28 protein-coding genes are annotated in these 26,518 nt (G+C 45.3%); 11 read left to right on the top strand and 17 right to left on the bottom strand.

Translation table 11 applies throughout. The features are described 5' to 3' along the window. Nucleotides 1–32: 32 nt before the first annotated feature. Genes pdxH through C8D85_RS05465 form a run of 4 tightly spaced genes read right to left on the bottom strand, consistent with a single transcriptional unit; the run spans nucleotide 33 to nucleotide 3,989 of the window. Nucleotides 33–677: a pyridoxamine 5'-phosphate oxidase gene (gene pdxH, locus C8D85_RS05480; protein WP_133560375.1), complete on the bottom strand. Its 645-nt coding sequence runs from the start codon at nucleotides 675–677 to the stop codon at nucleotides 33–35. A gap of 3 nt (nucleotides 678–680) precedes the next feature. Continuing rightward, nucleotides 681–1,313: a 2-polyprenyl-3-methyl-6-methoxy-1,4-benzoquinone monooxygenase gene (gene coq7 / locus C8D85_RS05475; RefSeq protein WP_228189811.1), complete on the bottom strand. Its 633-nt coding sequence runs from the start codon at nucleotides 1,311–1,313 to the stop codon at nucleotides 681–683. An 18-nt stretch (nucleotides 1,314–1,331) separates the two neighbouring features. After that, nucleotides 1,332–1,673, bottom strand: a complete 342-nt coding sequence (locus C8D85_RS05470; RefSeq protein ID WP_133560371.1) for a histidine triad nucleotide-binding protein — start codon at nucleotides 1,671–1,673, stop codon at nucleotides 1,332–1,334. A 60-nt stretch (nucleotides 1,674–1,733) separates the two neighbouring features. Then, nucleotides 1,734–3,989, bottom strand: a complete 2,256-nt coding sequence (locus tag C8D85_RS05465; RefSeq protein WP_162847541.1) for a 7TMR-DISM family protein — start codon at nucleotides 3,987–3,989, stop codon at nucleotides 1,734–1,736. Between the two features lie 45 nt (nucleotides 3,990–4,034). Here C8D85_RS05465 and C8D85_RS05460 point away from each other — a divergent pair, with 45 nt between their 5' ends. After that, entirely contained in the window at nucleotides 4,035–4,286 is a 252-nt protein-coding gene (locus tag C8D85_RS05460; RefSeq protein WP_133560369.1) for a hypothetical protein, read from the top strand. Nucleotides 4,287–4,360: 74 nt separating this feature from the next. Here C8D85_RS05460 and purD read toward each other — a convergent pair whose 3' ends face one another. From purD to dsbD, 9 genes are all read right to left on the bottom strand, one after another. After that, complete coding sequence (gene purD / locus C8D85_RS05455) at nucleotides 4,361–5,650, bottom strand: phosphoribosylamine--glycine ligase (RefSeq protein WP_133560368.1); 1,290 nt, start codon at nucleotides 5,648–5,650, stop codon at nucleotides 4,361–4,363. Nucleotides 5,651–5,670: 20 nt separating this feature from the next. Continuing rightward, nucleotides 5,671–7,239 carry a bifunctional phosphoribosylaminoimidazolecarboxamide formyltransferase/IMP cyclohydrolase gene (gene purH / locus C8D85_RS05450; RefSeq protein WP_133560366.1) on the bottom strand — a complete coding sequence of 523 codons (1,569 nt, stop codon included), beginning with the start codon at nucleotides 7,237–7,239 and terminating at the stop codon, nucleotides 5,671–5,673. Nucleotides 7,240–7,321: 82 nt separating this feature from the next. Beyond that, nucleotides 7,322–7,600: a DNA-binding transcriptional regulator Fis gene (gene fis / locus C8D85_RS05445; RefSeq protein ID WP_067034794.1), complete on the bottom strand. Its 279-nt coding sequence runs from the start codon at nucleotides 7,598–7,600 to the stop codon at nucleotides 7,322–7,324. A gap of 92 nt (nucleotides 7,601–7,692) precedes the next feature. Then, the gene (gene dusB, locus C8D85_RS05440) at nucleotides 7,693–8,658 is read right to left on the bottom strand and encodes a tRNA dihydrouridine synthase DusB (protein WP_228189663.1); all 966 of its coding nucleotides are present in this window, start codon (nucleotides 8,656–8,658) and stop codon (nucleotides 7,693–7,695) included. A 153-nt stretch (nucleotides 8,659–8,811) separates the two neighbouring features. Further along, the gene (locus C8D85_RS05435; protein WP_133560362.1) at nucleotides 8,812–10,143 is read right to left on the bottom strand and encodes a zinc-ribbon and DUF3426 domain-containing protein; all 1,332 of its coding nucleotides are present in this window, start codon (nucleotides 10,141–10,143) and stop codon (nucleotides 8,812–8,814) included. A gap of 23 nt (nucleotides 10,144–10,166) precedes the next feature. Next, nucleotides 10,167–11,054, bottom strand: a complete 888-nt coding sequence (gene prmA, locus C8D85_RS05430) for a 50S ribosomal protein L11 methyltransferase (RefSeq protein ID WP_133560360.1) — start codon at nucleotides 11,052–11,054, stop codon at nucleotides 10,167–10,169. A 98-nt stretch (nucleotides 11,055–11,152) separates the two neighbouring features. After that, on the bottom strand, nucleotides 11,153–12,493 hold the full coding sequence (gene accC / locus C8D85_RS05425; RefSeq protein ID WP_133560358.1) for an acetyl-CoA carboxylase biotin carboxylase subunit: 1,341 nt from the start codon (nucleotides 12,491–12,493) through the stop codon (nucleotides 11,153–11,155). 20 nt (nucleotides 12,494–12,513) lie between these two features. Further along, entirely contained in the window at nucleotides 12,514–12,960 is a 447-nt protein-coding gene (accB, locus tag C8D85_RS05420) for an acetyl-CoA carboxylase biotin carboxyl carrier protein (RefSeq protein WP_133560356.1), read from the bottom strand. 210 nt (nucleotides 12,961–13,170) lie between these two features. Next, on the bottom strand, nucleotides 13,171–14,976 hold the full coding sequence (gene dsbD, locus C8D85_RS05415) for a protein-disulfide reductase DsbD (RefSeq protein WP_133560354.1): 1,806 nt from the start codon (nucleotides 14,974–14,976) through the stop codon (nucleotides 13,171–13,173). Between the two features lie 102 nt (nucleotides 14,977–15,078). On the opposite strand from dsbD, the gene C8D85_RS05410 reads away from it, so the two are divergent. From C8D85_RS05410 to C8D85_RS05400, 3 genes are read left to right on the top strand one after another with little or no spacing between them, the layout of a single operon-like run. Continuing rightward, the gene (locus tag C8D85_RS05410; protein ID WP_133560352.1) at nucleotides 15,079–15,855 is read left to right on the top strand and encodes a hypothetical protein; all 777 of its coding nucleotides are present in this window, start codon (nucleotides 15,079–15,081) and stop codon (nucleotides 15,853–15,855) included. A gap of 16 nt (nucleotides 15,856–15,871) precedes the next feature. After that, nucleotides 15,872–16,918 (top strand): DUF2333 family protein, encoded by a 1,047-nt coding sequence (locus C8D85_RS05405; RefSeq protein ID WP_133560350.1) that lies wholly within the window; start codon nucleotides 15,872–15,874, stop codon nucleotides 16,916–16,918. Nucleotide 16,919: 1 nt separating this feature from the next. After that, nucleotides 16,920–17,417: a GNAT family N-acetyltransferase gene (locus tag C8D85_RS05400; RefSeq protein WP_162847540.1), complete on the top strand. Its 498-nt coding sequence runs from the start codon at nucleotides 16,920–16,922 to the stop codon at nucleotides 17,415–17,417. Nucleotides 17,418–17,423: 6 nt separating this feature from the next. On the opposite strand, the gene C8D85_RS05395 is transcribed toward C8D85_RS05400, so the two are convergent. Continuing rightward, nucleotides 17,424–18,770 (bottom strand): anti-phage deoxyguanosine triphosphatase, encoded by a 1,347-nt coding sequence (locus C8D85_RS05395; RefSeq protein ID WP_133560346.1) that lies wholly within the window; start codon nucleotides 18,768–18,770, stop codon nucleotides 17,424–17,426. Nucleotides 18,771–18,881: 111 nt separating this feature from the next. On the opposite strand from C8D85_RS05395, the gene C8D85_RS05390 reads away from it, so the two are divergent. After that, a complete protein-coding gene (locus tag C8D85_RS05390; protein WP_133560344.1) occupies nucleotides 18,882–19,184 on the top strand; it encodes a LysR family transcriptional regulator in 303 nt (100 codons plus the stop codon). Nucleotides 19,185–19,208: 24 nt separating this feature from the next. On the opposite strand, the gene C8D85_RS05385 is transcribed toward C8D85_RS05390, so the two are convergent. The 3 genes from C8D85_RS05385 to pabB all read right to left on the bottom strand — a co-directional run bounded on the left by C8D85_RS05385 (nucleotide 19,209) and on the right by pabB (nucleotide 22,089). After that, nucleotides 19,209–19,943: a phosphoadenylyl-sulfate reductase gene (locus C8D85_RS05385; protein ID WP_133560342.1), complete on the bottom strand. Its 735-nt coding sequence runs from the start codon at nucleotides 19,941–19,943 to the stop codon at nucleotides 19,209–19,211. Nucleotides 19,944–20,041: 98 nt separating this feature from the next. Next, a complete protein-coding gene (locus C8D85_RS05380; protein WP_133560340.1) occupies nucleotides 20,042–20,692 on the bottom strand; it encodes an NUDIX hydrolase in 651 nt (216 codons plus the stop codon). A gap of 5 nt (nucleotides 20,693–20,697) precedes the next feature. Next, entirely contained in the window at nucleotides 20,698–22,089 is a 1,392-nt protein-coding gene (gene pabB / locus C8D85_RS05375; RefSeq protein ID WP_133560338.1) for an aminodeoxychorismate synthase component I, read from the bottom strand. Nucleotides 22,090–22,125: 36 nt separating this feature from the next. Here pabB and C8D85_RS05370 point away from each other — a divergent pair, with 36 nt between their 5' ends. From C8D85_RS05370 to C8D85_RS05345, 6 genes are all read left to right on the top strand, one after another. Beyond that, entirely contained in the window at nucleotides 22,126–23,028 is a 903-nt protein-coding gene (locus C8D85_RS05370; protein WP_133560336.1) for an alpha/beta fold hydrolase, read from the top strand. 76 nt (nucleotides 23,029–23,104) lie between these two features. Then, a complete protein-coding gene (locus tag C8D85_RS05365) occupies nucleotides 23,105–24,349 on the top strand; it encodes a DUF5610 domain-containing protein (protein ID WP_133560334.1) in 1,245 nt (414 codons plus the stop codon). A 72-nt stretch (nucleotides 24,350–24,421) separates the two neighbouring features. Further along, nucleotides 24,422–24,931 carry a GspH/FimT family pseudopilin gene (locus C8D85_RS05360; protein ID WP_133560332.1) on the top strand — a complete coding sequence of 170 codons (510 nt, stop codon included), beginning with the start codon at nucleotides 24,422–24,424 and terminating at the stop codon, nucleotides 24,929–24,931. Next, entirely contained in the window at nucleotides 24,928–25,221 is a 294-nt protein-coding gene (locus C8D85_RS05355) for a hypothetical protein (RefSeq protein ID WP_133560330.1), read from the top strand. Before C8D85_RS05360 ends, C8D85_RS05355 begins: the two co-directional genes overlap by 4 nt. Next, on the top strand, nucleotides 25,215–26,090 hold the full coding sequence (locus C8D85_RS05350; protein WP_133560328.1) for a type II secretion system protein: 876 nt from the start codon (nucleotides 25,215–25,217) through the stop codon (nucleotides 26,088–26,090). Before C8D85_RS05355 ends, C8D85_RS05350 begins: the two co-directional genes overlap by 7 nt. Beyond that, nucleotides 26,083–26,493, top strand: coding sequence for a hypothetical protein (locus C8D85_RS05345; protein ID WP_133560326.1), 411 nt, complete (start codon nucleotides 26,083–26,085; stop codon nucleotides 26,491–26,493). Before C8D85_RS05350 ends, C8D85_RS05345 begins: the two co-directional genes overlap by 8 nt. Nucleotides 26,494–26,518 lie beyond the last annotated feature (25 nt).

Genomic DNA, 26,518 nt, shown 5'->3' with positions numbered 1-26,518 from the left:
GAATATAGCATGGCAGCCGATCGGAAAAGCAACTAAGGAGCTTTTCGCACGACGCTCCATTTACCCTCTGAGTGAGCGGTAAAAATAATACGATCGTGTAGACGACTAGGTCGCCCTTGCCAGAACTCTATTATGGTCGCTTTTACACTGTATCCTCCCCAGTTTTCAGGGCAGGGGACTGGTGCATCTTTATATTGTTCTTCCATGGCAGCAAATTCTGTTGAGAGTACTTCTCTCGAGTCAATGACTTGGCTCTGTCGAGAAATACAGGCTGCTAGCTGGCTACCCTTCGGACGTGTGGCAAAATAGTTTTCTGAGATTGAGCGGTCGACTTTGCTTGCTACCCCTTCAATTCGAACTTGGCGAGACAAGGAAGGCCAGAAAAACGTTAAGCAGACATTCGGGTTCTGAGCAATATCTTGACCTTTGTCGCTATCATAGTTTGTAAAAAAACTAAATGCATCGCCATCGCGTTGTTTTAACAAAACGGTTCGGCAATGGGGTTTGTTATCCGCATCGACTGTACTAAGAAGCATACCTGTAGGATCTTCCGGGCAAGATTCAATGGCTAGATTAAGCCACTCGTCAAAGAGTGCTAAAGGGTCTTGTCCAGCTTTCTCTTCTGTCAGGTCATCAAACTGATAATCTCTGCGTAAAGATTGTAAATCACGATTCATAGTTTAAATCCGGTAAGTTGACTGTGTCATAACTTTTGAGACTAATGTCATGACTTGCATAACAGGTTTTGGGAATTCATAGCCGCCAGAATCAAGTGCCATTTGTTTGTGCTTCGCTTCATCAATATGCATTTGAGAAAGTACTGCTCGCGAGCGTTGATCTTGAGCGGGCAAAGCTGCCATATGTTTATCTAAATGAAGGCATACTTGGTCTTCTGTCGCGGCAACGAAGCCTAGACTGAGCTTGTCGCTAATCAGTCCCGCTCCAGCACCTATACAAAATGATGCGCCGTAGAAAAATGGGTTGAGTATACTTGGTCGGCTACCTAGCTCGTAAAGCCTCTCTTCGCACCATACGAGGTGGTCGATTTCCTCATCTGCAGCATGTTCCATTTCGGCTCTAACTGTAGCCAGTTTGGCGGTCGTTGCTTGACCTGCGTAAAGGGCTTGTGCGCACACTTCGCCAGTGTGGTTTATACGCATCAACCCAACAGCATGCCTGCGCTCTGATGCAGAAAATTCTGCTTCGGGTAGAGGATGAGCTGGCGACGGTCGATCAGCTTTAGCCGCTTTAGGTACCAGTGTTTGTAGTGCGCGATCAAGTTGTAAGACCGCTTTATCCAATTTATTTAGCAGCATGATAGTACCTTTTGGTTAGCCTGGAGGCCAAGTCATCGCACGGCCACCCAGAACATGCATGTGAATATGGTAGACTGTCTGTCCTCCCATCTCATTGCAGTTCATAACGACTCGGTAACCGTCATCAGCAAGCCCTTTCTCTTTTGCAATTTTCGCTGCGGTAATAGGGAGTTTGCCGACCAGTGCTGCGTCGTCATTAGTCAGGTCATTTAACGTACTAATATGACGCTTAGGAATGACCAGAAAATGAGTGGGTGCTTGTGGCGCAATATCTTCAAAAGCGATCACATCATCATCTTGGTATAAGATTTTTGCAGGTATGTCGCCGTTTACAAGTTTGCAGAACAAACAATCCATAATGAGCTCCTTAAGCTAAGCTGGTCCATTATTTGAGAATGTATATCAAATACAAGGGAATTAGTGCCTTCTCTTGACTCGTGGCAACATAATATTCGAAGTTTCTCGTTGAATACGTTCCATATCGAAGAGTAGTTTAGTCTCAATTTGAGAGCTGTATATAAAGCCATTAAAGCCAAGTGCACTTGCGTATTCTTGTGACATATTAACATTGTTAGAGATCAGTAGGCAGGCATCGTTGTCACGAAGGTTTGAAACAAAGCTTGCCAAGTCTGAAGCGCCAAAATTCTTTTGGTCTTCAAACAAAAATATAATGAAGCGGCAATTGTTAGGTCTATTTCCCAGTAACAAATGTAAGTCTTCGACTTTATCCACGTGTGTCAGAGAGAGGAGTCGACTGTGTAAGAAGTTACTGGTTCGTTCGATTAAATCCGATTCTTGATGGCCTAAGATCACCGGAACTATTGTGCCAGACTGAGTCAATCGAGCTAGCTCAGTTAGTTCTACTTGCCTTGCGTGGATTGGGATAGTACACGTTAAGGCACGTTTACGGCCTTCACCTAAAATTTCTGCGGTGCCATCTAATGACTCTACGAGATCTCTTAAATACCTAGGACCAAAGTAGAGCTCGCTGTTCATAACGACTGAGCTAGGAATAGGGTAGGCTTCGATTTTTAGTTCTTTATGTCCATCTCTTTCATTTGATTCCACGGTACTTTTGATGTTCAGTACCTGATCTGTCTGGTGGCGCATCTCTTCCATGATGATTTGATATATATGCTTGATGGCGAGGGTGTTACTTAATAGCTCCCATGAGACCGTTGTATCGTACTGCATATCAATTTCAGCATTGCTTTGGTCCAAGGCATAAAAATCAATAGTGGCTTGGTCAATCAGTAACTGGAGATTGATCGCCGTTGTGTTTCCAGAGTTGTTGATCTGACGAAAATTCTGAATGTAGGTGATGCGATCAGCTAGGTTGGAAAGATTTTTATATGCCTGCATTAGCTCATCCTTATGGGGATCAGGCAGCGAATATTGATGATCAATGACGGCTGTTTGGCGCTTAATTCTGGCAGCAATCTCGGTCAAAACATCGAGGTTACGAAGATCTTCGTGCTTACCTGTATGTAGGCTTGTTGGAGTGTGTCGAGTGATGATGCCTCCAAAATGTACTAGTGCCTCAAGAATGATGGAGGTGGTTAACCCCCATTCATGCCAAAAAGGAATAGAGAGAACACCATATGCCGCTAAGATCCATAGAGTATGACCTGTAGTCAGCACTAAGCGTGCGACCAAGTAGTAGTTAGAGTACGGTATTCGTAGGTACACACCATAGAAAGCAATGATAAGCAATGTAATTAAGGTTGAAACCGTGCTTGCACTTAGGAAGGCAATGCTAAGCTCTTGTGGTGCAAGGGCGAAAATGACAGCCAGAATGGAATTCGTAACGATCAGCACGATCAATAGTTGGTCGACTCGCGGTAAGTACTCTTTGGTATCAATGTAATAACGTGTAAAGCAGGTTATAAGTGCCGCGCAAGCCAATGAGGAAAAGTTGTAAATTCGTTCCTGTAATCCCATCCATTGTGGGAACCACTGATAAATAAGTCCGTGAAGAGCGAAGTGCAGGCAGGCGATACCAACGAGTAACGCGCTGTAAACCAAATACATGGGGTGCTTCGTACGAACAAAAAAGAAAACATTGCTGGCCAAGAGCAGCAGTAAGATTCCCATTAGAAAACCAGTAATATAGATATCTCGCTGAACATCTGTGGTCAGTTCTGAGAGTGTTTTTACTTCCATAAACAAGTTAATGGGTAGACGTGAGTTAACCTTTATATAGGTTGTAAAAACAGGTGGTACGTTGTTGGGAAGAGGGATGATGTAATCTGGATAGGCAATTAGGCGATTGGTATAAGGTCGTTCATCGCCCATTTCGGCAAAAATCTGGTTGTTTAATAGGTTTGGGGTGTACACATCCACTATTTGAGCTCTTGGCGCTTTTATGTGAAGTGCGGCGGATTGGCCTGCAGGAAGGCGTTGTGCAATGTCTACGCGGATCCAAATGTTGCCTTTAACAAGCCCAAATTGCTGGAAATCTTTTTTGAGTGGTATGAAACGTTTGCGTAGAAGCTCTGAGTCTATATCACTGAGGGTGAGGCGGGCACTTTCGTCAATATAATAGCTACCAACACTGCCAAGATTGACACTGTGATGATCGTCGTCCAGTAATGCCATCATAGGTGCAGCGTAACCGATGTTGGTCATTAAAACGATAGCGAGTAGAATTATGTGCTTGCAAAACTTTATCAAAATGGCCTCCATGAGGCTTACATTATTAACTAGTTAGGGTGTGAAATGCTATATCCAATCTTGGTGGAATATTATGTTTGGTGGTGTATTGCACTGCTCGTCGTTACTTGGTTTACGCGTGTACACCAAGGCCAAAAACGAAGCAATTTCTTGTATGGCTATGCCATGCTGGGAGCGCTGGGGTTTTTGTTGGATTTAGATTGGATGGCTGGTGTGATTTTTGGCTTACTAGTGCTGGAAGTCGGCAAGAAGTTTAAAGTGTGGTTAGACAAAAAACAGGCTGGTTTAGGTAAGTAGTGACTGTTAAAAAAGTGTAAAAAAGGCCACTTTGAAGTGGCCTTTTTAGTCTCGCGATCTAGTAGGGGACTAGCTTATTTAGCTTGCTCACGAGAAACGGCGCGATGGCCGATATCAGTACGGAAGTATACTTTGTCCCATGTGACTTGCTTAACGACGTCATATGCGCCAGCTTGCGCTTCTGCAACGGTTTCGCCTAGCGATACAGCACACAAAACTCGACCACCGTTGGTAACAACGTTGCCGTCTTTTGAAGAAGTACCAGCATGGAATACCTTCTGGTGTGCAGGCAATGCTACATCATGGCCAGAGATCACATCGCCTTTGTTGTAAGACGCTGGGTAACCACCAGCGGCTAGCACAACACCTAGGCTTGCACGTGGATCCCAGTCTGCTTCTACAGACGCAAGCTCACCATTAATAGCTGCTAGACACATAGATACCAGATCAGAGCGTAGACGCATCATGATCGGTTGTGTTTCTGGATCACCGAAGCGACAGTTGTACTCAAGTACTTTTGGTGTGCCGTCTTGAGCAACCATGACGCCTGCGTATAGGAAGCCGCGGTAACGGTTGCCTTCAGCGTTCATCCCTTTAACCGTAGGCATGATCACTTCGTTCATGATGCGATCATGAATTTCAGGAGTTACCACTGGGGCAGGAGAGTAGGCACCCATGCCGCCTGTGTTAGGGCCTGTATCGCCATTGTCGCGAGCTTTGTGGTCTTGGCTAGATGCCATAGGAAGAACCGTTTCACCGTCAACCATGACGATGAAGCTAGCTTCTTCACCCACTAGGAACTCTTCGATGACAACGCGAGAGCCAGCTTCACCAAAAGCATTGCCTGCTAGCATATCTTCAACCGCTGCAATCGCTTCGGCTTCAGTTTCTGCCAAGATAACGCCTTTACCAGCAGCAAGACCGTCGGCTTTAACAACGATTGGAGCGCCTTTTTCTTTGATGTAGGCGATTGCTGGTGGGATTTCTGTGAAGTTACCGTATTCCGCTGTAGGGATTTTGTGGCGTGCTAAGAAATCTTTAGTGAAGGCTTTAGAGCCTTCTAGTTGAGCCGCACCTTTGGTTGGACCAAAGATTGGTAAACCCGCCGCATCAAATGCATCGACTACACCAATTACTAGCGGAGCTTCAGGGCCAACGATGGTTAGACCAATGTTGTTATCTTTAGCGAATGCAACCAAAGCATCGATGTCTTCTACACCGATGTTTACATTTTCAACTTTTGCCTCTAGGGCTGTGCCAGCGTTACCTGGTGCAACATAAACGGTCTCTACGTCAGCCGATTGTGCTGCTTTCCAAGCAAGCGCGTGTTCGCGCCCGCCGTTACCAATTACAAGAACTTTCATGCTTGTTTCCTATGCCTTTATTAGTGACGGAAGTGGCGCATGCCGGTGAATACCATCGCCATGCCTGCTTCGTCAGCGGCTGCGATGACTTCCTCATCACGCATTGAACCGCCAGGTTGGATAACCGCTGTAATACCAGCTGCTGCCGCTGCATCGATGCCGTCACGGAATGGGAAGAAGGCATCAGAGGCCATAACAGAACCTTCTACTTGTAGGTTCTCGTCCGCTGCTTTAATGCCTGCAATCTTAGCAGAGTAGACGCGGCTCATTTGGCCAGCACCCACGCCGATTGTTTGACCGTTCTTAGTGTAAACAATGGCGTTAGATTTCACGAATTTCGCTACTTTCCAAGCGAATAGAAGGTCTTTAAGTTCGTCTTCAGAAGGCTGACGCTTAGACACAACTTTTAGATCGCCAAGTTCAATTGCACCGTCATCACGGTCTTGAACCAATAGGCCACCGTTAACGCGTTTGTAGTCAAGTGCAGCAGGCTTGTCAGTTGACCATTCACCACATTCTAGAAGGCGAACGTTTTGTTTCGCGGCAACCACTTCAAGTGCTGCTGGGCTAACTTTTGGTGCGATGATCACTTCAACAAATTGACGATCGACAATGGCTTGCGCGGTTTCAGCAGTAAGCTCTTGGTTGAAGGCAATGATGCCGCCGAAAGCAGACGTCGGGTCCGTTTTAAATGCTAGGTCGTAAGCTTCTAGTTGGTTCGCTGCTGTCGCAACACCACAAGGGTTCGCGTGCTTAACGATGACACAAGCAGGCTCTTGGAAGCTCTTAACGCACTCAAGGGCTGCATCCGTGTCAGCGATGTTGTTGTAAGAAAGGGCTTTGCCTTGAAGCTGTTTAGCAGTGCTGATTGATGCTTCTTGAGGGTTAGCTTCAACGTAGAATGCTGCTTTTTGGTGTGGGTTCTCACCGTAACGCATTTCTTCTTGCTTGTTGAATTGCAAGTTGAAAGTGCGTGGGAAGTCTTCACTGCCACCTTCTACTTTCTTGCCTAGGTAGTTAGCGATGTTACCGTCGTAGTTAGACGTGTGCTCGAATGCTTTAACAGCTAGGTCGAAACGCTGATCGTAAGTAAGACCACCGTTCTCTTGCAAAGACGCTAGGATGCCTTCATAGCTTGCTGGATCAACAACAATAGCAACGTCTTTATGGTTTTTCGCAGCAGAACGAACCATTGTTGGGCCACCGATGTCGATGTTTTCGATTGCAAGAGGAAGATCGCAGTCAGGGCGAGCAATGGTTGCTTCGAATGGGTATAGGTTAACGACAACCATATCAATTTCTTGGATGCCATGTTCTTGCATGATCGCACCGTCGATATCACGACGACCCAAGATACCACCGTGTACTTTCGGGTGAAGTGTTTTTACGCGGCCATCCATCATTTCAGGGAAACCAGTGTAGTCTGATACTTCTACAGCAGCGACTTGGTTTTCAAGAAGAAGTTTGTAAGTACCGCCTGTAGAAAGGATTTCAACACCTTGGTTTGCTAATTCGCGTGCGAATTCAACAATACCAGTTTTGTCTGAAACGCTGATTAGAGCGCGTTTAATTGGAGTCGTATTTGCCATTATGCTTCTCGCAATGTGATGAACATTTAATAATTAAGGGGAACGGGTAAAACGAAAAAAGGGCATTTAAGCCCTTTTTTACTTACAGCATACCGTACTGCTTCAGCTTTTTACGTAGCGTACCACGGTTTAAGCCTAGGATAGCCGACGCTTTTGTTTGATTGTCTTTAGTGTAGTTCATGACGGACTCTAGCAAAGGGGCCTCAACCTCTGCTAACACTAGTTGGTACAAATCAGTGACTGGCTGGCCATCTAAGTGAGCAAAGTAGTTCTGCAATGCTTTTTCAACATTGTCGCGCAGAGTTTGAGATTGCTCAGCTGAAGCGGTTTGAAATGTTTGAGTATGTGTTTGATCTACCACAGAATAACCTTCTATTTTAAAGCTAACCATTATGGAGTTGTGCAAAGGGGTTCCCTCAACGCAACTCAGGTACCAGATATGTTTCTTATGTTTTAAGAAACAAAGAATTCATTCAACAGATCGAGCTGTTCTTGTGCATCTTCGATGCGATTAAACTGGCTACGAAATGGCGTTGTATCAGCCAATGTTTGCAGATACCAGCCAACGTGCTTGCGCGCAATTCTTGTGCCCATAAAGTCACCATAAAATGCATGTAACGCTTTAACATGATTAATGACGATATCTTTCACCTCTTCCGTGGAAGGTGGCGCTAAAAGCTCGTTGTGTTCTAAGTAGTGATTGATTTCCCTAAAGATCCATGGGCGTCCTTGAGCAGCACGGCCAATCATGACTGCATCAGCTTTGGTGTAATCTAATACTTGCTTGGCTTGCTCGGCCGATTGAATATCACCATTAGCAAAAACAGGAATCGATATCGCCTGTTTAATTTGCGCGATGGTATCGTACTCAACTTCGCCTTTGAACTTGCAAGCACGAGTACGACCATGTACTGCTAGGGCTTGTATGCCTGACTGCTCAGCAATTTTAGCAATTGTTAAGCCGTTACGCTGATCGGTTGACCAGCCTGTCCTTATTTTAAGCGTTACCGGAACGTCAACACTACTTACGACAGATTCGAGTATTCTTTGAACAAGAGGTTCGTCTTGTAATAAAGCAGACCCTGCTGCTCTGTTGAGTACTTTCTTCGCGGGGCAACCCATATTTATATCGATGATCTGAGCGCCTAACTTTACGTTTTCACGTGCGGCTTCAGCCATCATTTCAGGGGATGCACCAGCAATTTGTACTGAGCGGGGGGCTACTTCATCATCATGGACTAAACGCATGCGACTTTTGTTGGTGTCCCATAAGCGAACGTCTGAAGTGACCATTTCAGAGACCACTAATCCAGCGCCGTTCTGGTGACAAAGTCGTCGGAAAGGTAAGTCTGTAACACCGGCCATAGGGGCTAGGATGACAGGCTTATCGATGCTGTATTGGCCAATATTGAAAGCCATGATGATTTTAAATACCGAATCTGTTGTTAAAGATCTGCTACACCGTCGAGCGGGCGTGAATAATACCTAGGGGATTTGAATTTTTGAAGTCTTGACAACTCATAAATTGGCTAAAATTTGTGCTTATTTTAAATGTGTTTAATAAATGCACATTTAGTAAGACTGTGTCTCACTAGGGAACACTTTTATTTGATGTGTTACAGCGCGAGCACCAGGATCTTGAATAGGGATAACGATATGGATAGGGGTGCTCGGTGGCATGAAAGTAATATCGAGAAAGTCTTTGTGTAAGTAATCTTGCGGGGCGAAGAGTCTTGCTGCAACAGGTCGACCATTTAAATCATAAAATTCAAGCGCAAGTTTTGGCATTGGTTGAGCAAAACTGCTTGTATTGGTCATGATGGCATTCACCTGTAGCGTGTTTGCAGCGGTTGGGTGACTTTGAATGCGAACGTGTTCGGTGGTAATGGCATCAACATCTTCAAAAGCAGGTAAGGTGCAACCTAAATAAGCGCAGGCAGTTTTGTATAGTCCTCTAAATTCTGGTGATCGACTGCCAACATCGAAGTAACCTATGGCAACTTGGGTTGCTAATAAAAGTAGCGCTGCAAAGCAGCCGAGCGACCAAAGAGCGGTGTGTTTGTTTTTAGTTTTGCTTTTGGTTTTTGTATCACTGTGGTCGGTTAGGGTAGCAAGGCTGTACTCCGCTGCCAGTTGCTTCATGGACTCTTGGGAGGAGTATTCTTCTTCATCGAATGCGTCTTTCTTTGAAACATCTTGAGCAAGAGAGTGCAGGGCCTGCATATAGTCAGGTTCTTCGGTTGCAGGAGAAGTCTGCTTTTCCTCTGTACTTGCTTTCGGCTGGACAGTGTTTCGGCTTGGTTCAGGCTTTATTTGTTCGCTAAAAACAGGCTCACTTGCAGGGGATTGCGCACTCATTTGTGCATCAAGTTCAGCTAGCTCCAGTTCCCATGGCGCGAGTTCTTCGTTTGCCTTTTCTTGTCTTGGCTGCGTCGCTTCAGAATAAGGTGTTTTAGGGGTCTTTAAAATGGGGTTGTCGAGTACCGAGGTTTTCTGCTCGTCATCTAGATCCATTTGTTCCGTAAAGCGTGCGTTTGTGTTTTTAGGTGGCGTATACGGAGCAAGGTCTTCTTCGTGGAAGAGTGTGTTTAACCATTCTGGATTAACGGAACCATCATCGCTAACCGGAGTGGCAGAACTCAATTGGGCTGAACTTGCAGTATTCTTGCTTGGCACATCTAGCTGTTTTAGTGGGGCTTTAGGATTTGCCTGTTGCTGCGGTTTAGTGGGTTTTACTGGGTTGGATTGCGTCGATTTATTCTGGTTCGACGATACTGGTGATGCTGTGAAGATATGAAAGCATTGACCACAGCGGACTTTCCCTTTGGCCATATTGAGAACTTCTTGCGTGACGCGAAAAGTCGTTGAACATTTAGGGCAGCGAGTGATCATGCTTTCTGACATAAAGCGAGTACTTCCTTAAAGGGCTACAGTTTTTTAGCCACAATACGACCCCATTCTTCCTTTTCGACAATGGATTCAATTTTAAACCATGGTTTGTAAGCCTCAACAACAGAGTGTGCTTGGCTTTCTAGAATGCCGGAAAGAGCAAGCATACCACCTTGTTTCACTAACTTGGAAATAGTGCCCGAAAGCTCTGCTAGAGGCCCTGCTAATATGTTCGCAACAACAACATCTGCTTGCAGGTCGCCATCATAAGGTGGCAGTTTTACTTCGTAACGATCTGGCGTAATGCTATTGCGTTCAGCATTGGCCTGTGTCGCTTCAACAGCCTGAGGGTCGATATCAATCCCCACCATGTTGTTGGCGCCCAATAACAAACCAGCAATGCCTAAAATGCCAGAGCCACAGCCGTAGTCGATGATGCTTTTGTCTTTACAGTCAATAGAGTCTAGCCACTCTAAACATAGTGCTGTAGTTGGGTGGGTACCTGTGCCAAAGGCCAAGCCTGGATCGAGAATAAGATTAACTCCATTTTCATCTGGCACTTCACGCCAGCTCGGGCAAACCCACAAGCGTTTACCAAATTGAATCGGGTGGTAGCTGTCCATCCATTCGCGAATCCAATCTTTGTCTTCGAGGATTTCAATCTTTAGGTCAATGTTAGTCTGGCCTAGTTGCTCGGCTTTATGTTCAACCACCGGGCGGATGTGCTCAAGATCCGCATCGGCTTCAAAAAGTCCCGTTACACGAGTGTGCTTCCAAAGTGGTGTTGTGTTGAGATCTGGTTCGTAAACTGGGTCGTCATGAACATCTTCGAAGGTGACAACTAAAGCGCCACAGTCAAGCAAGACATCTTCAAAAGCTGGGACGTGGTCAGGTGTTGTATGAACGCGGATTTGCAACCAAGGCATGGGAGTAAGGTCCAATTGAGACTTTTGCAAGTCTGGTTAATTCTTTATATAAAGGAGGGTACTACACCTCCGGCTGGAGGTGTAGTAATTGAGCGCAATTATAGGCCCAGTTTCTTTTCAAGATAGTGAATGTTAACACCGCCTTGAATGAAGTTGGCGTCTGTTACCAAGTCTTTTTGCAGGTCGACATTGGTTTTGATGCCATCAATGAACGTCTCGTCAAGAGCCACTTCTAAGCGTTTCAATGCGCCTTCGCGAGTGTCAGCAAAACAAATAACTTTTGCGATCATTGAGTCATAAGTTGGTGGAACTGAGTAGCCACTGTATAGGTGAGAATCAACACGAACGCCCATGCCGCCTGGAGCGTGGAAGTAGTTTACTTTACCTGGGCTTGGCATGAAGGTTTTAGGGTCTTCTGCGTTGATACGCGCTTCAACTGCGTGACCTTTTAGTTGAACATCTTCCTGCTTGATAGAAAGAGGTAAGCCACTTGCGATACGTAGTTGCTCTTTAACGATGTCTACGCCAGTTACCATTTCGGTTACAGGGTGCTCTACCTGAACACGAGTGTTCATTTCGATGAAGTAGAAACGACCGTCTTCGTATAAGAATTCAAACGTACCTGCGCCGCGGTAGCCAATCTTAATACAAGCATCCACACATGCCTGAAGACATTGTGCTCGTGACTCAGGGTCAAGTAGTGGTGCTGGAGCTTCTTCCAATACTTTTTGGTGGCGACGTTGCAGAGAGCAATCACGATCGTATAGGTGGATAGCGTTGCCTTGACCATCAGCAAGAACTTGAACTTCAACGTGACGTGGGTTGGTTAGGAATTTCTCCATGTAAACCGTGCTGTCACCGAAGTAAGAACCTGCTTCAGACTGCGTTACGCTGATCGATTTTAGAAGGCTGCCTTCGTTGTGAACAACGCGCATACCACGACCGCCACCACCAGCTGCCGCTTTTACGATCACTGGGTAACCGATTTCACGAGCAATACGCATACATTCTTCTGGGTCAGATGGTACTGGACCATTTGAGCCTGGAACCGTAGGTACGTTTGCTTCACGCATCGCTTTGATCGCAGAAACTTTGTCACCCATTAGGCGAATTGTTTCAGCTTTAGGGCCGATGAAGGCAAAACCAGAACGCTCAACTTGCTCGGCAAAGTCAGCGTTTTCCGCAAGGAAGCCATAGCCTGGGTGGATTGCAGACGTGTCTGTCAACTCTGCTGCACTGATTAGTGCAGGGATGTTTAGATAGCTGTCTTTAGATGGGTTAGGGCCGATACAGATCGATTCGTCTGCAAGGCGTACGTGTAGTAAGTCACGGTCAATCTTAGAATGAACCGCAACTGTCTTAATACCGAGTTCTTTACAAGCGCGAAGAATACGCAGTGCAATTTCGCCTCGGTTAGCAATCAATACTTTATCTAGCATGATGAACCTTTGGCTGTTAATTAAACGATTGTAACAAGTGGCTGGTCGAATTCGACTGGCTCACCATCAGATACTAAGATAGCGCCAATGGTACCAGCTTTGTCAGCTTCGATTTGGTTCATCATTTTCATCGCTTCAACGATACAGATCGTGTCGCCAACGTTTACTTTTTGGCCGACTTCAACGAAAGACTTCGCACCTGGAGCAGGAGATTGGTAAAAAGTACCAACCATTGGAGAGTTAACCGTGTGGCCTGCAATCGCTGCTTCTGCTGGCGCTGCGTCTGCTGGAGCCGCTGCTTGCGCTGGAGCTGCTACTGGAGCTGGTGCTGCAAATACTTGAGGTGCTGCTACAGGAGCGCCACCACGGCTGATACGAACTGCTTCTTCGCCTTCCTTGATTTCGATCTCGTAAACGTTAGATTCTTCTAGTAGTTCGATAAGCTTTTTGATTTTGCGAATGTCCATGATGACTCTCTTTCTTTGTCTATGTATTCAGTCTATTTCTATTGGCTTGTCGCACAAGCCAATAGGCGATTGTGTCAGTAGAACAGAAAAGGATCTACTGACATTTGAAATTCCAATTAGCCGGAAATTATCAGTAAAAACCGCGAAATTGTCCAGTTTTGCTATGAAAAAACATAAAAAACGAATTTCAGGTTAAAATATGATCAACTGTTAACTTTGTTGGTCCTGCTTGTTAGTAATGAGAGCTTGCAAACGTATTTCAACTTCTTCTTTTGAGGGTTCTCCGATCAAAGAAAACTTATCGATTAACTGGTTTTTAGAGTCGAAGTACAGCATGGCTGGCGGCCCAAACAGGTTAAAGTGTTTGAGTAGTGCTTGGTTCTCATCGCTGTTGTCAGTAATGTCTACTTTTACAAAAGTTACCTGTCGCAACATCGGTAGAATGTCAGGATGCTTAAAGATTTCTTCTTCTGTTACTTTGCAGCTAATACACCAATCGGCATATAAATCGATAACCACGGGAAGAGTACTTTGCTGTTGAATCTGCTCTAACTCCGCTAATGAGCCGATTGTTTTATAATAAGGTACAGTCTTGGATGTATTGTTAGACGGACTTCCTAAAACTAAGTGCTTTAAAGGAAATAATGGCGATTGGCCGCCAGTGGCCCCGCCCAAAATCTCCATGAAACCTGCCATAATGGTAATGAGCGCAATGAACCATCTGATTGGATGAGAGTGCTGAGTGAAGACTCGGTGTAAAAAGTAAGCTGCGACACTAAGGCTCAGGCCACCCCAAATAATGAGATGTGTGCTTTCTGGTAACCACCTGTTTGCTAACCATGCAGCGAGTCCAAGAAGCGCAAAGCCCATCACTTTTCGTATGTCATCTAACCAGGGGCCATTCTTTGGTAGCACTTTACCACCAAATGTACCCACTAGTAGAAGAGGGATGCCCATGCCGATCCCCATGCTAAACAAAGCTGTTGCCCCATATACGGGGTCAGAAGTGGAACTGATATACAAGATCACCCCTGCAAGAGGTGCCGAGACGCAAGGTGATACAATTAACGTTGCGAGCACGCCTGCGATAAAGATACCGAGAAGTCTAGATGTTGAGGCTTGCGAGCGATTTGTTAATTGGTCGACTCGTGTTTGTATTGCAGTCGGTAGTCGTAATTCAAATACACCAAACATTGCTAGAGCTAAAGCAGCAAATATCGTTGCGCTAATCAGCAAAACAACAGGGTTTTGCAAGGCCGCTTGTAAATTCATTTGCGCGCCAAACCAACCCGCTAATGCGCCTAATGCAGCATATGTTACGGCCATGCCCGATACATACACGCTGGATAGAGCAAAACCTTTTCGTCCATTCGCTTTGCCCCCAACAACAATAGCGCTAACAATCGGCACCATCGGTAGCACGCAGGGTGTTAGAGATAACATTAATCCGAGACTAAACATAACCACTAGCATTTGACCAAATGACGAGTGACTGATCAAAGAGGAAACTTTTTCTGCCTCGGAAGGCGCTATGTTTTGCGTAGTAGTTGTTTGGTTTTCCTGTACTGGTGCGGCTAGTTTTGGAAACTCAGTAGACATGGGCACGGATTGAGGGGGGTAACAAAGTCCTCGTTCGGCACAGCCTTGGTATTTAAGTATAAAAGATGCTTGGTAGGGGCGAGGGTTGTCGATCTCTAATGGCAGTTTTAATTGTTGATGATAGACTTCCACTTCGCCAAAGTACGGGTCTTGCTTTATTTCCCCTTTTGGAATGCTTTTGAAGCGAATATTGGATGCGCTGTCGCTGTCTACAGAAAGTTGATGGCGGTACAGGTAATAGCCGTCAGCAATCTGCCAAGTGGCCCAGACTTGTCCTGTGTCATCACTGTTTACAGATAAACTAAATGCTTGATCGACAGGTAGGAACTCAGGTTCGGATTGAAAAGGTGACCCAAAATTAAAGGCTGCGGCATAGCTGGAAAAAATGAATAATATAAATGTAGCGATTATTCGCATAATAGTGCTGGGCCCGAATTGTTGTGACGGAAGTGTCATCGTAGCTGAAGGCGATATAGACTACCAATGGATGTAAAAGTTTCCAAATAGCTAGGAGTTCTCTTGATAAAAAAAGCGCTTTTCTTACTTACTTCGTCAATGTTTTTAACTGCTTGTAGCTCAATGGGTGGGCAAAACTGGTGGCATACGGATACGCAAGCGACACCGAATAGTCTTCAAAAAAGTGACGTAATTGAGCAAGCTGAAGAGCCGAAAGTTAGTCATAGTGCTAACACGTCTAAAACGAATAAAATGTCACAAGCGCAACGTATTACACAAAGGATTATCCAGCAGGGTAAGCTGGCTTTGTCTGAACAGCGATTATTAACTCCTGAGGGTGACAATGCTTATTTGTACTTTCAAATTGCTTTAGGTCGTGATCCTGGGAACTATGAAGCGACACAAGGATTGGCTGACATTGTAGACACATATATCGAGTGGGCTGAAACGGCGGCTCGGCAGGGGAAAAGAGCGAGCGCGAATAGTTTTATAGCAAAAGCATCGCGAGTTAACGCTGATGATCCAGCCATTAAAGAAGCAAAACAGCGCATCGCTCAAATCAGTGCTAATAAGACAGAAGCCGTGCAAACGCGGGTAAGTGAAGATGTGTATACTCTACCTAAAAATTTATTTGCATTAGACGAACCTGTTATTCTATCGCATTTACAACCCATTATTGATCGTGTTGAGCAAACACAAGGGGCACTTGAAATACACTGGCCTAGTGATAAAGAAGGTCGGCTGCTATATCAAATCATCAATAGCAGAACACCTAATTTTCGTGTTCGAGCAATGACTTATAGAAACTCGAAGCACCTGATTGAGATTAAAGTAAACTAACTATGGGAACGCATTTATGGCGAAATTCATTAGTAAAATAGCATTTTGGCGCTCATTGTCAGAGTTGCCAAAGGTTGGTCGCACGATTTCAGTGATCGTTCTGCTACTGATCGTATTGCTGACTGGGCTGGGAATGTATTGGAGTTCAGAGCCTGAGCCATTTGATGTGGTGGCGGCGGCAAAAGAGCGTGCTGAATCTCGTGGCTACTTGAATAATAGTAAGCAACTTGTGACGGGGTACACGACCACAAACACTTTGTACAGTTTGGTTGATACTTTGCTAGAGAAGCCGGGAGGCTTTTTATCAAATGACGTGATGCCACCTGGCGTATTACTAGACAATATGCCTGCATGGGAAATGGGAGTAATGGTTCAGGTTCGAGACTTGGCGCGTGCTTTACGTAAAGAATTTAGCCGTAGTCAATCCCAATCTACCGAAGATGAGAATTTGAAAATTGCGGAGCCACAGTACAACTTTGACACACGCAGTTGGGCTTTGCCATCTAGTGAAAGTGAGTATCGCCGCGGCAACTCAGAGCTTATCAAATACCTCGATCGTTTAGCTGTGAAAGAAGATAACGCACAGTTTTACTCTCGTGCTGACAATTTAGCGGATTACTTGTCCGATATGTCTACTCGTTTAGGCAGCTTGTCCCAACGTTTATCGGCAAGTGTGGCCAAGGTTCGAGAAAACACTGATTTGGCGGGTGACACAAGTGCGCGTCAATCAACTGAAACATCTGGCTATAAATATGTTCAGACACCATGGACCCAAATAGACGATGTATTCTATGAGGCTCGTGGTGCAAGCTGGGCTATGATTCACATTCTAAAATCTGTGGAAGTGGATTTCGTGTTCACATTGCAGGATAAGAATGCTTTAGTCAGCCTTCGTCAAATTATTCGAGAGCTAGAGTCAACCCAGCAAGCTGTATGGTCACCAGTCATTTTGAATGGTAGCGGTTTCGGTTTTCTTGCCAATCACTCCCTTGTGATGGCGTCATATATGTCCCGTGCGAATGCACAGATCATCGACTTGATTCGACTGCTTGAGCAAGGTTAGCGTGGACCTTAATTCATTATTGGTGCGTCATGCGGATATAGATGATGCACCAATAATTCTTGCTATTTTTCTTGAGTCAGAGGCTCAGGCCGATTTCAAAGGCGGGATTACTCTTGCCAGCGTGCTGGACTGGATCGATTGCTCAACGGATAAATTCCCGTTGCTGGTTGTATGTCATGAAGGTGAGCTCATTGGGTGGTGTGCCTCAGAATCATTTTATGGTGTTCCGGCCTTGGAAGGTGTTGCTGAAATCGCCATCTATATAAAAACAGCATGGCATAGACTGGGCATCGGGGCTTGGCTACTTCGCTATTTAAATCAGTACGCTTTGAAACATCAGCTGCATACATTTGTAGCGCATGTATTAGAGGCCAATGTCACCAGTCAACGTTTCTTTTTGCAGCAGGGTTATGAGCAGTGGGGATGTTTACCCAGTGTTGCACGTAGCGGTGGTGTAAAAGGCGACCTGATTTTGTTGGGTCGCCATATTGAGTTGTGATACTGGCTAAATCGGCTCGAATACTGACCCAGAACTTGGAACAAACAACGTTTTATACATGCGGCTGGCGTAATCGTCACTCATTGACGCCATATAGTCGCAAATGATTCTATGGCTATTGGCTCCTTGTTCATGGCACTGTCGCCATTCTTTTGCAAGCTCTTTGGGGAGTAATCTGGCTGGGTCTGCTGCCAACGCTTCAAACATCTCTAAGAGCATTTGCTGACCTTTATAAACCAGCATTTGCACCTCGGGGCGCATGATGATGTGCTGCATTTCAAAGTCTTTTAGAATGTTAAGTGCAGTGCGCTCAGCTTCCGGCAGTGTGGCTTGGAAGCGGAGCAAAGGATGCTCAAATGACTGTATTTCTTGGACGTAACAGGTGGTAATAAACCAGCTTACCAAGTCGCCAATCGCTTTCTTGCGTAAGTGACTTTGCTTGCTAAACAGTTGCTCCTCAAGGCGGGACAAGTTGTCCTTTAGAAAAGCACTATTGATTTCATCCAATTTAGGGCGTAGGTGTTGTTGCCACATGTCTCGGGTCACCATACCCAACACAATGGCATCTTCTAAATCATGCACGCCATAAGCAATGTCATCAGCTAGGTCCATGATCGAAGTATCAAAGCTACAGTGAGCGGTTCGTCCATGTTGACTGCTTTCGTGCCAAGTAACTTGGCTGAGTTGTTCTCGATCCCACTGACTGAAAGGTGAGAGAATCCATTCAAGTAATTCTTTTTCTTCAGCATAAATGCATTTTGGCGGATGCCAGTTTTTCGCTTTGAATTCTCTTAAACTATCCGGTTTTTGCGGGTATTTTCCCACCACCGTATCGTGTAGTGCTGGATATTTCAGTACGCCTAGCATAGTTCTTCGAGAAACATCCATGCCGAAATGTTCTGAGTATGATCCTCTTTTACCTAATATGCGCAGCGACTGTCCGTTCCCCTCAAAACCGCCGTGATCAATCATCATGTAGTTCAGAGCAACTTCACCTCCATGTCCGAATGGTGGGTGACCGATATCGTGGCTTAAGCAGATTGTTTCGATCAGGGAGTCACTGGCAAGCCATGGCTGAAAAGCGGCTTCTTGATCATTGGAGGCGTGTAGATGGTAGACAATACCGCCCCCAATCTGAGCAACCTCTAATGAATGGGTCAATCGTGTCCGACTGTAATCGTTCTGGCGTATGGCCAGAATTTGAGTTTTTGATTGTAGGCGTCGAAAAGCCGCGCTGTGAATGATTCGAGCACGGTCACGCTGATAGACATTGCGATGATCGTTGCTTTTATCAAGTCGTGGACCAGAGCGTCTCTCCATCCACTCGGTGAGATCGTATTTGTCGTTCATCATGCTTTACTGCTGTCAAAAGGCGGTAATCTCAGTCTTTCATTAAAATACGATGTAGGTCAATGCCTGACAGCTGAGTAGGGGGCATAATGAGCGTAATCATAAGGAAACATTATGCTTAATACTCAACATCTTATTACATTTAGAACGCTGGTCGAAACAGGAAGTTTCACGCAGACGGCTCGTAAGCTGGGGTTGACTCAGCCTGCGGTCAGTCAGCATATTCAAAAACTGGAGAAAGGATTGGGTGAACCTTTGTTGATTCGCCACGGTCGTTCAACGGAGTTAACAGAGGCTGGGGAAGTGCTGTTTCAACATGTTCAAGACTTAGGTAGTTGCTATGAACGTTTTGTTGAGCAGTGGCAGAGCTATGTCACTCACAAAGATGATCGTGTAGCGGCAAGGCAAAGCGCCTAAAGTGATTTAGGCGCTCAAAAAGAGTTAGGCTTGCTTGGTAGGTATTAAGTTACCGATATGTAAGCCACATTCTTTATGCTCTGACTCTTCCCACCACCAGCGTCCTTCGCGCTCATGCTGATTAGGCAGAACTGGGCGTGTGCAAGGTTCGCAGCCAATGCTGGTGAAGCCCTTTTGGTGTAGCTCATTAAATGGAACTTCGAACACTTTGATGTAGTTCCACACATCTTCTGAAGACCAGTTTGCAAGTGGATTGAATTTATACAATGGCTGATCTTTGCTGCTGAAAGCGCTGTCTAATTCGGCGAAATCAAGCTGATTACGTGTGCCATGGCTTTGGTCTTTGCGTTGGCCGGTAATCCAAGCATCTAACGTAGCCAGCTTTTTACGTAGAGGAGCTACTTTACGAACGCCACAACATTCCTTGTGACCATCTTCATAAAAGCTAAAGAGACCTTTTTCTTTGGTAAAGGCTTCAAGCTTTGCTGAGTCCGGTGACATGATATCAATCGTAATGTTGTAATGCTTACGAACCGTTTCAATAAACTTGTAAGTTTCTGGATGAAGGCGGCCAGTATCCAAAGAAAAAACACTGACATCTTTTTTGGCTTTTACAGCCATATCAATCAGAACAACATCTTCTGCACCACTGAATGAGATCGCAATGTTATCGAACTCTTTGAGTGCGCTGTGAATAATTTTTTGTGCTTCATCTGCTTTATGGCGAGCAACAAAGGCGTCTAGGTCAAAGTTGGACATTGTTTCCTACCCTAGTTGAAATCAAATTTGGCTGTACCATAGCAATTAACTAGCGGGATATAAAATACAAATGATGCCTAACCTTATATGTATCAGCACTATCTGTGAGAATGATTTTCAATCGCTTGGTAGAGCCCATAAATGATGCCAGCAGTGACTCCCCAGATCCTTAGATCACCGTAAAGAATCTCGAAATAGCCTCGTTTTACATTACCAATTTCGCGCTCTACGTAGCGAAAGTTCCTCGGGTCAAGCAAGTGATGCAAGGGGACCCAATGAGCCTGTTCCACTTCCTCTTCACACAGGCTAAGTTCACTCATTCTTGTCATCTCTGCGACAACGGGTTTGATGCAAAAGCCTGAGACGGAGCAGTACTCGCCCAATTCTCCCAATAGGTCGAAACAGTCGGGGGAAAGCCCAACTTCTTCTAATGTCTCGCGCAAGGCGGTGTACTGGATGCTGGCGTCTTCTGGGTCGTGCTTTCCTCCTGGAAAGGCGATCTGACCTGGATGATTACGCATATTTAATGAGCGCTGTGTCAGTAAAACCTTCAGCTCGTTGCTTTCGGGACAATTATAAATAGGAATTAATACTGCAGCCGCTCGATATTCATGGCGGTAAGCCTGTGGTGCTATATGTTGATCTGGATTGTAGATGTGGTTGGATGTCTCGATATCTAACGCGGCACGAATGTCGTCAATCGTGGGCGTTAATGGGTGGGATTCTAAAAAGTGAGATACATCCAACATAGCGATTACCTTAAGAACTCCTTCTCTAAAGTATGGGTTAAACGACCTATTTTGGTAAAGGTTTCTTGGTATTCTTCTTCACAGATTGAATCTGCGACCAAGCCTCCTCCTGCCCAGCAATGGATCTTTTGACCATCCGCCACGAGTGTGCGAATGGTGATACTTGAGTCCATTTGACCATTACAACCAAAGTAAATCATTGATCCACAGTAAACACTGCGTTCATGAGGCTCAAGTTCATCGATGATTTCCATCGCTCGCACTTTGGGAGCTCCGGTAATAGAGCCGCCAGGGAAGCCTTCTTGAAATACGGTTAACGCATCGGCTTTTTTAGCGACTCTGCCTTCAACGGTTGAAACCATGTGGTGCACATTGGCATAGCTCTCAAGGCCAAACAAAATAGGAACCTTTACACTGCCAGTTACGCAGTTTTTACCTAGATCATTACGCAGCAAATCGACAATCATTAAGTTCTCAGCGCGGTCTTTTTCAGAAGCAAGCAATTCTTCTGCCAATGCCGCATCTTGTTTGGCATTTTCTCCACGAGCGCGAGTACCTTTTATCGGTTTGGATTCTACTCTGCCTTGATCACACAAAATGAACCGTTCTGGAGAGTGAGATAAAACGGCGCGTCCATCTGGTAATTTGAAGTAAGCGGAAAAAGGGGTGGGACAGACAGCTTTCAACGCTAGGTACGCAGACCAAGTATCCCCCTCATAAGAGGCTGAGAAGCGTTGCGTTAAGTTGACTTGGTAACAGTCACCAGCTTTGATGTAGTTTTTTACTTTTTCAAACCGCTCTGCATAGCTCTGTGCACTCATATTCGCTTCAAATGCACTGTGCAACGAAAATGGTACCGTCTTATCTGATGTTAGCTTTGTCAGTCGGTCGAGCAATGTCTGCTCGTCGAATTGACACCAAGGTGTCATGACCAAAGACGTGGTTTTGGCTTGATGGTCTGAGATGAGAGCCCAACCATATAATCCCACTAGAAGAGTAGGGAGGTTAACGTCTTCGATGACACTTTCAGGTAACTGTTCAACATATCTTCCAGCTTCATAACCATAGTAGCCTAGCAAACCACCATTAAATGGCAGAGTGACATCGTCGCTCCAAGGTTGATTGGTAATCTCTTCAACCATTAAGCGCAGAGTCTCCATCGGATTCTCTTGGTTACTTAGTTCAAATGGTGCTGGAGTATGCCACATTAGGTCAGACGATGTTCCTTGGGCGGTGAGCGTCGCAATGGGTGCGGCGCTCAGGATATCCCAACGCGTGTCCGAGAATGAGTCATGGTTGCTATCTAGTAAAATCGGGTAATCGAGGTCTTGCACAGCTGGGTACAGTCGTGCAAGAGAGCTTTCATAAGGCAAACGAATAAGTTTGACTTCTGACATAATATAAAACCACGTAAATTAAAGCGTTAGAGACGTATGATACCCAAAAAGTGGGAGCAAATAGGAAGAATTAAAGTGGTGAAGACAAAATTTTTACACTGTGGTGAGAGTATTCTTGCATACAGGCTAATCGAAAATCCCAACAGTCACAGTGATGGGTGTTGTTTGCTACTCCACGGAGCAGGGGTGGCAGGAGAGCTAACTTATGGACCTATGTTAGAGCATTTATCTTATTGGCGTTGGTTATTGATCCCAGACTTAACCGGAATGGGGCAAAGCTACCATTACACGAAACAAGAAACACCGGTCACAATTGATTCTCTAACTCGAGAGATACAATGTTTGATCGAGAATGTATCTTGGCAGCAGTTTGACATCATTGGCTATTCTCTAGGAGGCTTAGTAGCACTGAACCTAAATGCATGGCTGGTGCAAGAAAATGGCGTAGCGCATCGTATGATGTTAATGGAGCCAGCTTCTTTGGATAGAGCATGTGTTAATACACTTGCAGACGTGCGTCAGCGTTACAGATTGGCTTCTCAAACCATTCGAGAAACAGGGGACGTGGAACTCGGTGTTGCACATTTTATGGATGGTGTCTCGCCGAATCGCCGCAAACATCCGGTTGCCGAAGCAACGACCCAAAGCCGCTTGGCCCATCGTCCGATTGGCTTTAGTTATGCCTTAGATGCCGTGACGGATTGGGTGGAAGCGATGACGAAAGCCCCAAATAAGCGTGATGTATTGATTGATCATACGGATCAAGTTTTACTGTTTTCTGGGGCTTTAAGTCATACCCTATTGATTGAGCACTATGACGAGGTAGCTCAAGCGCGCAACGGTTGGCAGCACATTATGCTAACAGGTTGTGATCACTCTCTTCCATTCCAAAAACCAAGACAAATTGCAAAATACATTAATCAATGGCTAATAAAATAGTGTCTTTTTTTGCTTAAGTTTTAAACAGCTTGGCCGTTAACTTCCCTATAGTTTAATTAAGTTATGGGGAAGGAGTATGTCTGATCCACTAAAAGGCTTGGGGAATTTCGTGTCCAATTATGCGACACAGCAGCGCAATCAAAGTGCGTCTGCCGATTCTTCTGTCTCTCAAAAAAGTTGGGGCGCTGATGGATATAGCCCATCTTCTTCCTCGTATCGGGCTATGGGGCTAGTTCAGCAGTCGGTGACGGCACGATTTAGCGCATCGATTGAAGGTAGGATTAGCTCAACTGCAGAACAGGCTAATACACAAGAGTCCAAAAACGATTTCTCTCCTGAACGTGTGGCTCAGAGAATTCTCTCTCATGTCGGAAATTACATGGAGAAACTGCAGCAAGATGGCGCAAGTGATGATCGTCTCAGTACAGTGTTTGCCAGTGCTAAAGAGGCTGTGCAACAGGGCATGGATGATGCCAAAGAAAAGTTGGAAGCATTAGGCTGGTTAGCCAATGGCGGTGTGCAACAAGGGATTGATCAAACACAGTCTTTGCTCGACGAAGGGTTTGATTCTTTAGAGTCCGTTTTGTTTGATACGAATGAGCAGGTGACTTCTGCTCTTGAAGCGAGCTCAAGTCAGAGCTACCGTCGCGAAGACTTCTCAACGATGAAGGTCACGACTCAAGAGGGAGATGTCGTTAGCATCAATTTGTATGCCTTAAACCGCTCTGAAGCGAGTGACTCATTAAGTGTTTCAGATGATGGCATGGCGTATTCTCGCTATCAAAGTACTTCCCAAGCTTTTGCCTTTGATTTCAGTGTAGAAGGTGATTTGAATGATGATGAGTTGGCTGCCATTCAAGAAATGATGCAATCAGCAGGGGAAGTGTCCGATCTATTCTTTAGCGGTGATGTGTCCGGTGCACTGCAAAAAGGCTTCGATATGGGCTTTGATGCGTCGCAGTTAGCGAATTTCTCAATGACATTGCAAACGACACAATCGATGAAGACAAGTCAGGCTGTTTCAGCGTATTCCCAGAACAATGGCATGCGCTCGATTCAAGAGCCGTTGACAGAATATCGACAGGCTTTGGAAGACACTATGCTAAAAGCTTCGGAGTTGTTTGATGACTTTAGAAGCGTTGTAGAAAGTACTATGTCAGATATTTTAGCCATGCGAGAACAGCAAGAGCAAACAATGACTGATATGAAACAAATATTTGATTACCAGCAGGAAATGATTGATCGAATTGCTCAATGGATCCAGCCACAAGACGCTAAAATTAACGGTGTGACCTCCGATGAAGTGAGCAAATCAGAGTAAGCATTTTTGGGGTGCAATAAAATATAAAACTTGTGCACGGACGCACTTGTTTGAGGGCATAGGGAGTGTGCCATGGCCTACCAATATTATCGTGGTTTCACTGTAGCAGAAGTGCTAATTGTGGTCGCCATCCTTTCAATTCTGTCGGCAGGTTTTCTATCGACAAACATCAGCAATGCATTTCAACGCTGGCAAGTGCAAAACGCATTAAACCAAGATGTACAAATGCTTTTGACCGGTATTACGAGAGCAAGAAATCTAGCGGTGACGTCTCAGCACTCTATCTATCTTTGCGGTGGTCAAGAATGCGATGGCGATTGGAGTCAACTAATTAGCCTTCGCATGGCGGAATCATTAACCGACATTAATACATGGAAACTTGCGCTTGAGACCAAGATGATCTGGCGAGGTTTTCCGGTGTCTCGTCAATACATTGAATTCCTGCCCAATGGACTGTCTAGCTACCAAAATGGCTCATTTTATTTGTGCTACGACCAAGAGATGGCACGTCGAATACTGATCAACCAAAGTGGACGAGCTTATCTGGATACGGCTGAGTACTCTGCTGAGGTGTGTCAATGAGAGCAAGACTGTATCAAGGTTGGTTGTTACTAGAGGCCATGTTTGCTGTGGCAAGTGTTGCGTTTATGCTGTCGCTTTTTCAATCTCATCAGGCGTCATTGGATCATCAGTTACACGAGTTAAAACAGGCGCATATAGAGGCTAGACAACGTGATTTGAAAGAATCGATCGAAAAAGTGTTTGCCGTAAAGATCTCAACGGGGCAAACCGATGCCTCAATACCATCTTGTCAGTCCTGCCAAGGTGCTGTGCTAAAGCAGGTTTTAGAATACGAGTTGAACCAATGGTAAGGCAGCGTCTTAATGGTTATCTGTTGCTAGAAGTGTTACTGGTGATTGCCATATTGACAGGTTTATTTGCGCTACTGACTCCAAGTATTCAACAGGTTCAAAAAACAACGGAGACTAGGCGCCAAATGTTGGCGCTAATGTTGTTGGAGCAGAATATAACTGACCAGTTAACGTCGCAGTTGAGTCAGGTGGGAGATTTTGGCTGTTCAACAAGTAAGTTGGAGATTGAGGTAGGCACAAGCGATCAAATTCCACCGCGGTTAAAGGGCTATGATTTAGACCGAGATGCGGACTGGCTGTATGGCTCCTATGTTGGCGCCTGCTCGACATTTGGAACATTGAAGAGTGGTCTAGTCGAGCTGCCAGCGGTATGCAGTAGCATTGATGTGGGAGACCAATTGCAAGCAAGTGATTGCCATAGTACACAAAAAGTACCAATAGTTTCGACTTCAAATGACAAAGTGATCGCTCTGTGGCCCGAGCCTATATCGGAGGGGGAGTTACATGTTTATTCTCAAGAGCCTTTTTATTGGTTTGTAAAGCCTGGCAAGGTAGGTGAAAACGCATTTTGGCGGCGATCTGCTATGCAAGGCAATGCATTGGAGCTTACGCCTGGAGTTAAGCATTTACGTTTTTATTCATTACTGGATCACAATGATGACGGTTTTGCTGATGAGTTGTTGAATCAACCCCACAAGGTGACTTCCGATAAGTTCCTTGGCCTGCTCGTTGAATACCACTTCCGTTTACCAAATTGTGAAGCACGACAGTCTATTTTTGCCTATCGGACTTTACGTGGTGACAGCTGGCAATATGACAACATATGTTCGGGGATCGGTAAGCTAGTGGTCGCGAAAAACAATGAGTAAAACTGCTAAGAGTCGGGGATGGATCAGTGTTCCTGTATTATTGCTTGTTGTGATGTTGGGTTTGCTTTTACTGCAGCAGCAAACTGTTATAAACGATCACAAACGCTTCCAATTGGCCACTGAAGTGCTTTCGCAAAATGTGGTTTGGCACAATGCTTATCTTGCTCTGTCTGATCTTACCCCCTCACCAGGCGGAGGGCCCTCATGCATCGGGTTTTGTAGTCCTTCAGTCGAAGGGTGGCAGAGCAAAATGCTAGAAGGGCAGAGAGTGTGGCTACAACGTAAGCGCCTATCGTCATTATCAGTAGAGCGCTGGTGCGCGTCCTTTGATAAAAAACACATCAAATGTTGGTGGCATGACGATTCTGGCGCAAAAAGAGAGATGTGGCTCACACTGCCTTAGTCAAAATAAATTGCTTCCTGTTAAC

The sequence above is a fragment of the Marinomonas communis genome, from assembly GCF_004363305.1.
Taxonomy (GTDB): Bacteria; Pseudomonadota; Gammaproteobacteria; order Pseudomonadales; family Marinomonadaceae; genus Marinomonas; species Marinomonas communis.
This window is presented reverse-complemented; position numbering and strand designations above follow the sequence as displayed.

What these genes read in the sequence shown, in the direction of transcription:
- C8D85_RS05435 (WP_133560362.1), bottom strand. Translation starts at nt 10,143, where the DNA reads ATGTCAGAAAGCATGATCACTCGCTGCCCTAAATGTTCAACGACTTTT.
- C8D85_RS05460 (WP_133560369.1), top strand. Translation starts at nt 4,035, where the DNA reads ATGCTATATCCAATCTTGGTGGAATATTATGTTTGGTGGTGTATTGCA.
- C8D85_RS05345 (WP_133560326.1), top strand. Translation starts at nt 26,083, where the DNA reads ATGAGTAAAACTGCTAAGAGTCGGGGATGGATCAGTGTTCCTGTATTA.
- C8D85_RS05395 (WP_133560346.1), bottom strand. Translation starts at nt 18,770, where the DNA reads ATGATGAACGACAAATACGATCTCACCGAGTGGATGGAGAGACGCTCT.
- C8D85_RS05370 (WP_133560336.1), top strand. Translation starts at nt 22,126, where the DNA reads ATGATACCCAAAAAGTGGGAGCAAATAGGAAGAATTAAAGTGGTGAAG.
- accC (WP_133560358.1), bottom strand. Translation starts at nt 12,493, where the DNA reads ATGCTAGATAAAGTATTGATTGCTAACCGAGGCGAAATTGCACTGCGT.
- C8D85_RS05360 (WP_133560332.1), top strand. Translation starts at nt 24,422, where the DNA reads ATGGCCTACCAATATTATCGTGGTTTCACTGTAGCAGAAGTGCTAATT.
- purH (WP_133560366.1), bottom strand. Translation starts at nt 7,239, where the DNA reads ATGGCAAATACGACTCCAATTAAACGCGCTCTAATCAGCGTTTCAGAC.
- C8D85_RS05380 (WP_133560340.1), bottom strand. Translation starts at nt 20,692, where the DNA reads ATGTTGGATGTATCTCACTTTTTAGAATCCCACCCATTAACGCCCACG.
- pdxH (WP_133560375.1), bottom strand. Translation starts at nt 677, where the DNA reads ATGAATCGTGATTTACAATCTTTACGCAGAGATTATCAGTTTGATGAC.
- C8D85_RS05470 (WP_133560371.1), bottom strand. Translation starts at nt 1,673, where the DNA reads ATGGATTGTTTGTTCTGCAAACTTGTAAACGGCGACATACCTGCAAAA.
- purD (WP_133560368.1), bottom strand. Translation starts at nt 5,650, where the DNA reads ATGAAAGTTCTTGTAATTGGTAACGGCGGGCGCGAACACGCGCTTGCT.
- C8D85_RS05390 (WP_133560344.1), top strand. Translation starts at nt 18,882, where the DNA reads ATGCTTAATACTCAACATCTTATTACATTTAGAACGCTGGTCGAAACA.
- C8D85_RS05355 (WP_133560330.1), top strand. Translation starts at nt 24,928, where the DNA reads ATGAGAGCAAGACTGTATCAAGGTTGGTTGTTACTAGAGGCCATGTTT.
- dsbD (WP_133560354.1), bottom strand. Translation starts at nt 14,976, where the DNA reads ATGCGAATAATCGCTACATTTATATTATTCATTTTTTCCAGCTATGCC.
- C8D85_RS05365 (WP_133560334.1), top strand. Translation starts at nt 23,105, where the DNA reads ATGTCTGATCCACTAAAAGGCTTGGGGAATTTCGTGTCCAATTATGCG.
- C8D85_RS05385 (WP_133560342.1), bottom strand. Translation starts at nt 19,943, where the DNA reads ATGTCCAACTTTGACCTAGACGCCTTTGTTGCTCGCCATAAAGCAGAT.
- C8D85_RS05350 (WP_133560328.1), top strand. Translation starts at nt 25,215, where the DNA reads ATGGTAAGGCAGCGTCTTAATGGTTATCTGTTGCTAGAAGTGTTACTG.
- dusB (WP_228189663.1), bottom strand. Translation starts at nt 8,658, where the DNA reads ATGGCTTTCAATATTGGCCAATACAGCATCGATAAGCCTGTCATCCTA.
- prmA (WP_133560360.1), bottom strand. Translation starts at nt 11,054, where the DNA reads ATGCCTTGGTTGCAAATCCGCGTTCATACAACACCTGACCACGTCCCA.
- accB (WP_133560356.1), bottom strand. Translation starts at nt 12,960, where the DNA reads ATGGACATTCGCAAAATCAAAAAGCTTATCGAACTACTAGAAGAATCT.
- pabB (WP_133560338.1), bottom strand. Translation starts at nt 22,089, where the DNA reads ATGTCAGAAGTCAAACTTATTCGTTTGCCTTATGAAAGCTCTCTTGCA.
- C8D85_RS05405 (WP_133560350.1), top strand. Translation starts at nt 15,872, where the DNA reads ATGGCGAAATTCATTAGTAAAATAGCATTTTGGCGCTCATTGTCAGAG.